The sequence below is a fragment of the Breznakia blatticola genome (assembly GCF_004365815.1).
In the GTDB taxonomy this organism is placed as follows: domain Bacteria; phylum Bacillota_I; class Bacilli_A; order Erysipelotrichales; family Erysipelotrichaceae; genus Breznakia; species Breznakia blatticola.
This window is the reverse complement of record NZ_SODD01000060.1, coordinates 1-10,381: the sequence shown is the minus strand read 5'-3', so window position 1 is coordinate 10,381 and position 10,381 is coordinate 1. Positions and strand designations below refer to the sequence as shown.

Sequence of the window (10,381 nt, the reverse complement as noted above, 5' to 3'; positions counted from 1 at the left end):
CTTCAAGTTATAATTCCGAAAATTCATCAATTGCAATTCCGATTTTTTATCACTTGGTTTTCCGTTTTTTCTTCAAGTTAATTTTACAATTTACAACTTCATTTTTTATTTCATTCAAATATAGAATTTCGCATTTTACTTTATGAACATCCCTCCAAATTCATTCAATTTGTTCAATTTTTTATATAACCTTTATGGTATAATTGTAGCATTACATAAGGGGGTGGCTAGAATATGGCAAACAATGAAGAAAACAAATCTTTGAGTATTGATTTGGTATTAGATGCACGTCGTGTGCTGAATGATGTGATTCGTAAAACTGACGTTATCGCTGCCACAAATATTCCAAGTCCAAATAACCTGTTTTTAAAAACAGAGAATTTACAATTAACGGGGAGTTTTAAAGTTCGTGGATCTTACTATAAGATTAGCAAACTTTCAGAAGCTGAGAAAGCAAAAGGAATTATTGCTTGTAGCGCAGGAAATCATGCACAAGGAGTTGCATTAGCAGCGCAAAAGAATAACATTCCTTGTATTATATGTATGCCAGATAGCGCACCTATTTCAAAAGTAGAAGCAACAAAAAGCTTTGGTGCACAAATTGTACTTGTAAAAGGTACATACGATGATGCATACAAAGAAGCAGTTCGTTTACATAAAGAACATGGATATACATTTATTCATCCATTTGATGATGTAGATGTTATTGCTGGACAAGGTACAATTGGTTTCGAAATTATAAACCAATTGGATAATGTCGATGCAGTTGTAGTTCCTATTGGTGGCGGTGGCCTTATTAGTGGTGTTGCCTACACAATTAAAACCTTACGCCCTGAAATCAAAGTGTATGGTGTACAAGCTGCTGGTGCTGCATGTATGTATGAAGCATGTAAACAAAATAGCATTATTGAACTTGACCAAGTAAGCACATTTGCCGATGGAATTGCAGTTATGCGAGCTGGTGAATTAACCTATGATTTAACAATGAAGTATGTAGATGAAATCATTACTGTTAGTGATGATGAAATCGCTGCTGCTATCTTAATGATGTTGGAAAAACAAAAACTACTTTCAGAAGGTGCTGGAGCAGTTGCAGTTGCTGCTGAAATGTTTGGTAAAATTCCAATGGAACACAAAAACGTGGTTTGTATTGTTAGCGGTGGAAACATCGATGTAAATATTCTATCTAGAGTTGTTACACGCGGACTCATCATGAGTGGACGTAAAACCGCGCTAACAATTGCACTTGTTGATAAACCTGGACAATTATTAGGTGTTAGTAAAATCATTAGCGATTGTGGTGGAAACGTTGTCGCTATCGATTATGATGCAGGAGATCCAGAAATGGACATTAACTCTTGTTTCTTAAAAATTACGATGGAAACCAAAAACCACGAACATATTGAAGAAATTAAAAAAGCCCTCATGAAGGAAGGCTTTGAAATCGTTAAAGAACGTACGTAAGGATGCAATGCATCCTTTTTTGTTTACTTGATTCGTTCTATTTCTTTTTTAAATAGATCATTAAGACTGCAATATCCGCTGGGTTTACCCCACTAATTCGGCTTGCTTGTCCAACGGTAATCGGTTTTACTTGATCTAGTTTTTGTCTAGCTTCTAATGATAGATTATCCACATGTTGGTAATCAATATCTACTGGAAGTTTTAATTTATCCATAGAAAGCATACGTTCTGCTTCTTTTTTTGCTTTTACGATATACCCTTCATACTTTACTTCAATTTCAACCGCTTCAAGTACATCAGGCGTATATGATACCCCTAGATATTCACACAATCTAGCTAGTTCCACTTTTGGACGTTTAAGTAAATCATATGCAGAAGTTCCATCATGCAATGCATCGTATCCAATTTCTACTAAGTATGTATTTACTTCACTTTTTGGTGTAAAGCGCGTTTCTTCTAATAATTGCTTTAATTCAACGATGTGTTGTTGTTTCAAAATAAAACGTTCATATCGATCTCGTGGAAGTAAACCAATCTCATGTCCATACCCACTTAAACGTGTATCTGCATTATCATGACGTAATAGTAATCGATATTCTGCACGACTTGTAAGTAAGCGATATGGTTCTTTTGTTCCTTTATTGGCAAGATCATCTATTAATACTCCAAGGTATGCTTCATCACGACGTAAAACAAATGGTTCTTTTCCATCAAGTTTACGTACTGCATTAATAGCAGCCATCAATCCTTGCCCTGCAGCTTCTTCATATCCACTAGTTCCATTGATTTGACCAGCAGTAAATAAGTTTTCTACAATCTTGCTTTCTAAACTTACTTTCATTTGTAAAGGATCAATTGCATCGTATTCAATTGCATATCCATATTTATCAATAATTGCATCTTCAAGTCCAGGAAGTGAATGAATCATCAAATCTTGAATATGTTCAGGCATTGATGTTGAAAAACCTTGTACATAGGTTGTGTCTAATTCTAAACTTTCAGGCTCTAAAAAGATTTGATGACGTTCTTTATCATGGAAACGTACAAGTTTATCTTCAATACTTGGACAGTATCTAGGCCCTACACCTTCTACCAACCCAGAATACATCGCACTCTCTTTTAAGTTACCATTGATAATCTCATGTGTAGATGGACTTGTATACGTTAAGTAACATAATACCTGTTTATCTAAATCTAAGATTTTTTTCGTATCATAACTAAATGCCACAAATCCATCCGTTCCTGGTTGTGGTTCTGTTTTTGTAAAATCAATGCTATTTGTTTTGACACGTGCCGGTGTTCCTGTTTTTAAACGAAACGTTTGTAAACCTAAGTCGCGTAATGATTGTGATAAAGCATTCGTTGTTGGTTCTTGATCTGGACCACTAGGCGTTGCGCTATGTCCAAGCAAGATCTTTCCACTCATGTATGTACCTGTTGTTAGTATTACAACTTTTGCATATACTTCTTCTCCATCAGCAAGTTTTACCCCAATTGCTTTTCCATCTTTCGTAAGTAAGGTTTCAATCATCGCTTCTCGTACAGTAAGATGTTTTTGATGTAAAACTTTATCTTGCATGTAACGACCATAGGCAAGTTTATCGCTTTGCACACGAAGACATCGAACACCTGGACCTTTGTTTGTATTTAACATTTTGAATTGGATCGCTGTTGCATCAGCAGCTTTCCCCATTTCTCCTCCAAGTGCATCAATCTCACGAACGACGATTCCTTTTGCAGGTCCACCAACAGAAGGGTTACATGGCATCTTCGCAATATTCTCTTTTGATAATGTAAATAAGATGGTTTCTTTTTGCATTCTAGCACTTGCTAAAGCAGCTTCAACACCTGCATGTCCACCACCTACAACTATAATATCTACCATGTCTACACCTCCTTGTGAAATCTTTCCTATAATATACCAATTGTGTCAATACTTCAACTATTTGCGCCTGTTTTATACTTGCGAATTCCACGTATACATATCGTTATAACACCATAAGTAAAAACCTATGCAAAGGTGAGTGATTTGCATTTTATAGTAAAATGCAATATAATACCAAAAGTTAGCGCATATTTGCTAACGGAAAGATATATTTCGAATAGCTAAAAATCAAATATCGAGATTTCGAAAAAGGAGAGTATACTATTATGAAAAGAAACGTTGAGAAACCCACCTCCCGTTTGGGAGATAAAGTAAAGATTCTTGTTGCACGTGGGACGCAACTTCTTAACAATTCAAAAACTAGATTGAGTAACGTATGTACTCAAATCATTAGAACAGCAAAACACTTGTTATCTACTTCTGTAACTAAGGTGATGCAAGTCTTATGCAAAACAACAAACTTCATTCATGTTGAATTCGACCGCATGAATGGTCGTACATTAGGTCGTCATATATTAATCTACGTCAAAGGCGTAGAAGTTACACTACCACGTACGGTAGCAGTCATAACTGTTTGTTCATTACTTGTTTATACAAGTGGAACACAAATCCAAAAAGCACCTACAGTTATGCGTAAAAATGTGGTTGCAGAAAACTTTAGAGGTATTGAATCACAACAAAGCCCAACAAGCTTTGCCATTCAAGCTGAAGTTACACAAGGTGCAAAAGCTATTGAAATTCAAAAAGCAGAGGAAGCAAAACGTTTAAAAGAAGCTGAAGAACTTCGTCGCCAACAAGAAGAAGCAGCTCGCTTAGCTTATGAAGCACAACTTGCAGCAGAAGAAAGCAAGTATAACGTAAGCGGTACTTGTTCCCTTAGCGCAGATAACATATCATTTATGGATTATCGAATGATTCGTGTTGGTAGTCTTCAATACAATTATTTGACTTCATATATGAACGTATCATCAGATGGACTTTTACGCACAGATGACGGTTTTATCGCTGTTGCCTTAGGTTCATACTATGGTCCAATTGGTTCTAAATACCGTTTCACTACATCGACTGGACAAACATTCAAAGTAATGAAGATTGATGAAAAAAGTGACAACCATACAACTGGTGGTTGTATTGATAGTACAAACTCTATGATTGAGTTTATTATTGATACGCCAAATATTAATGGTGCAGTAAAGATGAGTGGTACTTTTACATCACTTGCTGAATTTAGTGGAACCATTGTACAAACAGAATACTATAACGAATAATATATCTAAAAAAGACATCAAGCGATGTCTTTTTTAATTCAAATCCATTAATTTTGCAGTGATACCCTCAATTTCATTAAAGGCAGTCATCATATCATCAATTTCAGCTTTTGTTCCACAAGCTTGGATGATGATCAATCCATCATTTGAGCAATATTTTTCATCTGTTTCATGTAACCCCAAACGCGTTTTAATGTTACATCCAGATTTCGTGAGCACTTCTTGTAATTTTACTGCATTATGTACTCTTGATGCTAAACGTAGTCCAATTATGTAATAACAATCCATTTCTTAACTCCTCCTTATATATCTCAAATATATCACACAAGAAGTTAGAAATACATGAATACAAATGGAATTGTTAGAACTGTTAGATTCATTATCTATTTCATTTCAATTGAAATCGGATTACTATCATTTTTTAATTATCATTTATCTTATGAAACATGAGTCATGTCGAAAAAATTTATGTTTTGGAGTATATATAATCAAAACCTTCACCTTTTGCCTCTACTGCGTTTGTAGTTACAATAAAAGCATGATTATCTATTTCATCAACTAATTGGATCAACTTTGTATATTGATCAGCTTTCACTACACAATAAATCACTGTTTTGGATTCTCCTGTGTATCCGCCATTGACGGTTTCAATTGTAGTTCCGCGATGTATTTCTTTATGTATTTGCGCATTGATTATTTCATGTTTATCAGAAATTATTTTTACCGCCTTTTGATGAGTATCAAAATTAAGTACTTTATTAACCATAAACGATGTAGATAGTATCGCAATGTATCCAATCAATACAGATGCAATCCCACATGTAAAAAAACCTAATAATGCAACACACGTATCAAGCAACAACACTGCATGACTAATCTTTATATGAAACAGCTTATTTAAAATTAACGAGAATACATCCATTCCACCAGTACTCGCACCACAACGCATAACTATTCCTAATCCTATACCACAGATCATGCCTCCATACAATGAAGCAACAGCCTCGTCAACTGCAATAAATGGCATCCATGGTTTAATGATCATTAGTAATATTGGATATACAATTGAAGATACAACCGTTTTTAATGCAAATTGCTTTCCTAGTATGATTACACCAAGTACAAACGCTGTAAGGATACATCCATTAATAATATATTCCTTTTCAACATTAAATATAGATTCGCTTGCTACTGCAAACCCTGTAATTCCACCTGATAATATATTGTGTGGCAACAAAAATGCAGTCACCCCTATTACAAGTACGAAATTACCTACAATGATCCATAGAGTATTTACTATATTTTTTCTCATTATATATGAAAAGAAAAAGGAATGATTCCTTTTTCTATCCTTGTCTTGATGTATATAGTTCTTCTGCTTCTTTTAAAACTGAAGCACCATTCATTCTTCCATAGTCTACAGGTTTGATCATTGCTACTGGTGTTGTTGCATCATATTTTTCTTTAATTTCATCAAAGGCAAATGCCACTTGTGGGCCAAGCAATAAAACATCAAACTCACCAACATATTTATCGACTGATGCTGTATCTACAGCCCAAATCTTATAGTCTTTTTCTTGTTTTTTTGCCTCTTCACGCATTCGTTCTACCAACATTCCTGTAGACATCCCTAATGCACATGCTAACATAATTCTCATTTTTCTTCCTCCTTTTCATGTAGAAGCATTTGTGTAAATGTTTCTATTGTTTCTTTTAAGTGAATCATTTGGTTTTTTTCGTTGATTTTCTCACGAATTTCTTCAGGAATTACATCTATACCATGATATCCACCAACAATAGCTCCAAGCATAGATGCAATTGTATCTGTATCACCACCTGCATTTACTGCTAGATACATAGACTTTTCAAAATCACCATCTGTATATGCTAAAATTGCAAATACCGCTGGTATTGATTCATTGACTAAAATACCTGTTCCAATATCATTATTTAATATGGAGAATAGCTCATCATCCGTGGTACACTTTCTTGCTACCATAACAGCATACTGTATTCGATTTTCAATTCGCGGTCCAAATGTGACATATCCTTCATTACTTACTTCATTCCAGGCTTTTGTTGCTCCTTGTATTGCTTCATGAATTATACTATCTATCGTAGTTTCTTTTTGTGCTTGTGCAATTGCACAGGCAATTGCTGCTGCTGCTGAAACTGCTGATGCATTATAATGTGTTGGCCAGCATAAGTCTTTTGTATATTGAATGACTCTACTTACATCATGTTTAGCAAGCAAAGCAATTGGTGTTACTTTCATCGCTCCACCATTTGTGTTTTTTCCTTGGAAGTGAAACAACTTATCTCTCTCCTCTATAACACTACCTTTTTTCAATCGTTCAATTGCTGCTTTTGTATTTGATCCAGCATATCGTTTAAATACATTTTCATCTTCAGACCAAGCAAGGATAGCTTTCAAAGCAATATCACGATGAAAGTATCCTTCTTCATTTATAATTTCTTGCATAACATAGCAACTAGAACCAAAATCATCTGTTACACAACCTGATTCAATATCTTTAGTTATTACACTAATTGATTTTTCATACGTACGTAGTCCATTTGGAAAATGATGTATGATTTCTTCGTGTGTGCAAAACTCAGTAATCGCACCTAAAGAATCACCATAAGCTGCTCCATATAATGCACCAAGTATTTTCTTACGCTTCATCTGTATATATTCCTGATTCTCTTTCTGATTTATCTTGAATCTTTAAGAAGAAGTACCAGATAGCAACCAAGATTGGAACACACAACAATTGAATGACCCCAGTTAATATATCATTTGATCCTAAAATACCATTAAGTCCTAATGGAATTGTAATTGGTAAATCTATTCCTGTACTAAATGGTACAATACCTGAAACAGTTACAAGATATCCAACCGTTCCACTAATTAGTGGAGTTAAAATCATTGGGATAAGCATAAATGGATTTAATACTAAAGGCAATCCAAACATCAACGGTTCATAAATATTGAAGAATCCCGGTACTGCGGAAATCTTCATTACTTCTCCCCAGTCTTTACGTTTCTTTCTATATAACCAAAGCGCAATTAGTAGTGGAATTGAAATCCATCCACCAAACCAAATCCAAGTATTCACAAATCCTGATGAAATTAAGTTTGGTAACGCTTTTCCTGCAGCTAGTGCAGCAATATTTTCTGCTGCAGCTGGTTTCCAAAATGGTGAGAAGATACTGCTCACTAATGTTTGACCATGCAATCCAAAGAACCAGAAAATATTATTTAATACACCTGCGATAATCGCTGCTATTGGACTATTTCCTAATACAGATAATGGTTGTTGAAGCATTGTAAATAAGAATGCACCAATTGTTCCATAAGATGTTTGTTTAAATACTGCACAAATAATTAGTGCAAACACCATACATAATGTTGCTGGTATGAATGATGTAAATGAATCCTGAATTGATGCTGGCACACTACTAGGTAAATTAATCGTTAATTTATGATTAACTGCCCATCGATATAATTCAGTAATTACAAATGCCATAATCATTGCCGTAAAAATTGCAGATGATCCAAGTTGTGAATGTGATAATGCTCCTTCTACCACTTCTCCACTCTCTGTGATGATTGATGTTGGAATTGTAATTAACATACTTACTAATGCGGTCATTGCACAGTGAATGCGATTAATTCCATAAGTTTTTGCCAAACTGTACGAAATCCCAACAACCACAAATAGTGAATAAATACTATTTGAATACACCGAAGATGGTGCGACAAATGTATTAATCATTGTAAAGTTGAAGCAGATAATATATCCGATAAAAACGGCATACTTGCTAACGCAGTTAAAATTGATCCGGTCATTGTGAACGGTAAAGCTAACATAAACCCATCACGCATTGCTTTAATATAATTATTCTTATTCATTTTATTCGCAATAGGCATTAGAATTTTCTGTAATGTTGTAACAAATTTATTCATGTTTATCTCCTATTCTCTCTCTTTATATACACGTAATCTATCCCTTATTTTTTTAATTCATATATTTCTTTATACAAATGAATCATTTCTTTTGCTTGATCCATTGTCAGTAACGCCATGTTTAAATGATCTTGTGCATGTACCATAATTAAGGTTACTTCACACTTCTCTCCTCTAGCTTCTCCTTGAATCAAATCCGTTTGAATTTGATGTGCTTCTGTCAGAGATTCTTGTGCATTTTTTACATGTTCTAGTGCTTCATCAAATTTACCTTCTCTTGCATTTCGTATCGCTATCATTGATTCAGATTTTGAATTTCCTGCAGCTAAGATAAGTTGAAATGACACTTCATAAACCTCATCCATATTATTCACTCCTCATTTCTTCTTCTATTTGATTAAAACAATTTGCCAATGTTTGATAATCTCTTGTTTGGATCATCTTTTGTATATAGGCAGGATTTAGTAATAACCTAGAAATCATAGTTGAAAAAGCTTCCATGTTTTCATCTCGATCTTTCTTCATTGACATCATAAAGATGAATTGTACTTCGACTGATTCCCAAATTATTGGTTCATCCAAAATAGCAATACAGACAAATGTTTCATCACCAATCACTTCACAAGGATGTGGAATTGCGACAAGATTTCCAAACGCTGTTACTGCCATGCTTTCTCTTTTCATAACTAAATCATAAAAATTATTCGGTATCGTTTTTACTTCTTTAATTCTATCTACCATTTTTCTAATGACTTCTTCTTTAGTTGATGCCGATAAATGACTGATAAACAATCGCGAATCAAACTTCTCACTAAATGAGAATGTCGTCTTGCCACTTAAGAAGTTCTTTAGTGCTTTTACATCTCCTTCATCTAAGAAAAACTGCACTTCCAAAATAGGTTTAGGTACACTAAACGGAATTGGAACAGTTGTAATTACATAATCCACGCGATCAAAATCAAAATACTTTAATTGACCAACATCACACGCCTCAATTCGATTTAAGTAGGCTCCAACTTCTTCTTTAAAGCGATACACCAACAAAGATGAACTCCCTCGACCTGTTGCACATACAATCACAATGTTTTTCTTTGCGATCGTACTTCTATTTCTTTCTAGAGCAAGATTGAAATGTAAAGCGATGTAGCTAATTTCATCTTCATAAATATCTTTTTTATAGTGTTTTTTTAGGACACCACATGCTGATGTTGCTAACATATAGGCTAATGTATATCTTTGTTTTATTTCTCCCAATAATGGATTTCTTAAAAACATATCGTGTTTTAAGCGTATATCCATAGGGACTAAATGTAATGCTAAACTCATTCGCAACTCAAAATCATTAGTAAAATCGATATTATAACTGCTTTTCACTTCAGAAAGAATGTGTTTTACAATTCCATCAATTTTTGAAGTAATCACAAAATTCTCTTCCCCTGGTTTTATTTCAATAAACTGTTTTCCCGAGAAATGAATTGCTAAATAACCGACTTCTGAATCTGGTATTTCTATATCAAATACTTGTTCTAACTCACTAACTACATTCACAGCTAATAGATATTCTTCACTATTTTTCATATCTTTTAACTGTTCTATATTCATCGGGACATAGTGCCCTTCCTTAATTCGTATCATTGCGATATAAATGTGAATCAGTAGATTATGATATGTCACATCACTAATTCGTATATTTGATTCATTTAGGCTTAATTCAACCAGTGCATACCAAGTCTCGATAAATCACTGATAAGTACTGAATAATTTATGTGTCTTTAAAGCATTTCTTGTGATGGT

11 protein-coding genes are annotated in these 10,381 nt (G+C 34.2%); 2 read left to right on the top strand and 9 right to left on the bottom strand.

The window, feature by feature from the left end; all coding sequences use genetic code 11:
• Positions 1 to 234 precede the first annotated feature (234 nt).
• Entirely contained in the window at positions 235 to 1,464 is a 1,230-nt protein-coding gene (gene ilvA, locus EDD63_RS10810; protein ID WP_134171326.1) for a threonine ammonia-lyase, read from the top strand.
• A gap of 37 nt (positions 1,465 to 1,501) precedes the next feature.
• Here ilvA and mnmG read toward each other — a convergent pair whose 3' ends face one another.
• Positions 1,502 to 3,349 (bottom strand): tRNA uridine-5-carboxymethylaminomethyl(34) synthesis enzyme MnmG, encoded by a 1,848-nt coding sequence (gene mnmG, locus EDD63_RS10805; RefSeq protein ID WP_134171325.1) that lies wholly within the window; start codon positions 3,347 to 3,349, stop codon positions 1,502 to 1,504.
• A 266-nt stretch (positions 3,350 to 3,615) separates the two neighbouring features.
• Here mnmG and EDD63_RS10800 point away from each other — a divergent pair, with 266 nt between their 5' ends.
• Entirely contained in the window at positions 3,616 to 4,617 is a 1,002-nt protein-coding gene (locus EDD63_RS10800) for a cell envelope integrity TolA family protein (protein ID WP_134171324.1), read from the top strand.
• 33 nt (positions 4,618 to 4,650) lie between these two features.
• Here EDD63_RS10800 and EDD63_RS10795 read toward each other — a convergent pair whose 3' ends face one another.
• From EDD63_RS10795 to EDD63_RS10760, 8 genes are all read right to left on the bottom strand, one after another.
• Positions 4,651 to 4,905, bottom strand: coding sequence for a CPF_0552 family protein (locus EDD63_RS10795; protein WP_134171323.1), 255 nt, complete (start codon positions 4,903 to 4,905; stop codon positions 4,651 to 4,653).
• A gap of 178 nt (positions 4,906 to 5,083) precedes the next feature.
• Entirely contained in the window at positions 5,084 to 5,929 is an 846-nt protein-coding gene (locus EDD63_RS10790; protein ID WP_134171322.1) for a YitT family protein, read from the bottom strand.
• Between the two features lie 34 nt (positions 5,930 to 5,963).
• A complete protein-coding gene (locus EDD63_RS10785) occupies positions 5,964 to 6,275 on the bottom strand; it encodes a PTS sugar transporter subunit IIB (protein ID WP_134171321.1) in 312 nt (103 codons plus the stop codon).
• Positions 6,272 to 7,303: an ADP-ribosylglycohydrolase family protein gene (locus EDD63_RS10780; RefSeq protein ID WP_134171320.1), complete on the bottom strand. Its 1,032-nt coding sequence runs from the start codon at positions 7,301 to 7,303 to the stop codon at positions 6,272 to 6,274. The genes EDD63_RS10785 and EDD63_RS10780 overlap by 4 nt, the downstream gene beginning before the upstream one ends.
• Positions 7,293 to 8,396 (bottom strand): PTS sugar transporter subunit IIC, encoded by a 1,104-nt coding sequence (locus EDD63_RS10775; protein WP_134171319.1) that lies wholly within the window; start codon positions 8,394 to 8,396, stop codon positions 7,293 to 7,295. The genes EDD63_RS10780 and EDD63_RS10775 overlap by 11 nt, the downstream gene beginning before the upstream one ends.
• Entirely contained in the window at positions 8,393 to 8,587 is a 195-nt protein-coding gene (locus tag EDD63_RS10770) for a hypothetical protein (RefSeq protein ID WP_134171318.1), read from the bottom strand. The genes EDD63_RS10775 and EDD63_RS10770 overlap by 4 nt, the downstream gene beginning before the upstream one ends.
• A 44-nt stretch (positions 8,588 to 8,631) precedes the next feature.
• Positions 8,632 to 8,952, bottom strand: a complete 321-nt coding sequence (locus EDD63_RS10765; protein WP_134171316.1) for a PTS lactose/cellobiose transporter subunit IIA — start codon at positions 8,950 to 8,952, stop codon at positions 8,632 to 8,634.
• Between the two features lies 1 nt (position 8,953).
• Positions 8,954 to 10,306, bottom strand: coding sequence for a BglG family transcription antiterminator (locus tag EDD63_RS10760; protein WP_279586087.1), 1,353 nt, complete (start codon positions 10,304 to 10,306; stop codon positions 8,954 to 8,956).
• Positions 10,307 to 10,381 lie beyond the last annotated feature (75 nt).

Coding starts and splice junctions, on each gene's coding strand:
- ilvA (WP_134171326.1), top strand. CDS start 235: ATGGCAAACAATGAAGAAAACAAATCTTTGAGTATTGATTTGGTATTA.
- mnmG (WP_134171325.1), bottom strand. CDS start 3,349: ATGGTAGATATTATAGTTGTAGGTGGTGGACATGCAGGTGTTGAAGCT.
- EDD63_RS10800 (WP_134171324.1), top strand. CDS start 3,616: ATGAAAAGAAACGTTGAGAAACCCACCTCCCGTTTGGGAGATAAAGTA.
- EDD63_RS10795 (WP_134171323.1), bottom strand. CDS start 4,905: ATGGATTGTTATTACATAATTGGACTACGTTTAGCATCAAGAGTACAT.
- EDD63_RS10790 (WP_134171322.1), bottom strand. CDS start 5,929: ATGAGAAAAAATATAGTAAATACTCTATGGATCATTGTAGGTAATTTC.
- EDD63_RS10785 (WP_134171321.1), bottom strand. CDS start 6,275: ATGAGAATTATGTTAGCATGTGCATTAGGGATGTCTACAGGAATGTTG.
- EDD63_RS10780 (WP_134171320.1), bottom strand. CDS start 7,303: ATGAAGCGTAAGAAAATACTTGGTGCATTATATGGAGCAGCTTATGGT.
- EDD63_RS10775 (WP_134171319.1), bottom strand. CDS start 8,396: ATGATTAATACATTTGTCGCACCATCTTCGGTGTATTCAAATAGTATT.
- EDD63_RS10770 (WP_134171318.1), bottom strand. CDS start 8,587: ATGAATAAATTTGTTACAACATTACAGAAAATTCTAATGCCTATTGCG.
- EDD63_RS10765 (WP_134171316.1), bottom strand. CDS start 8,952: ATGGATGAGGTTTATGAAGTGTCATTTCAACTTATCTTAGCTGCAGGA.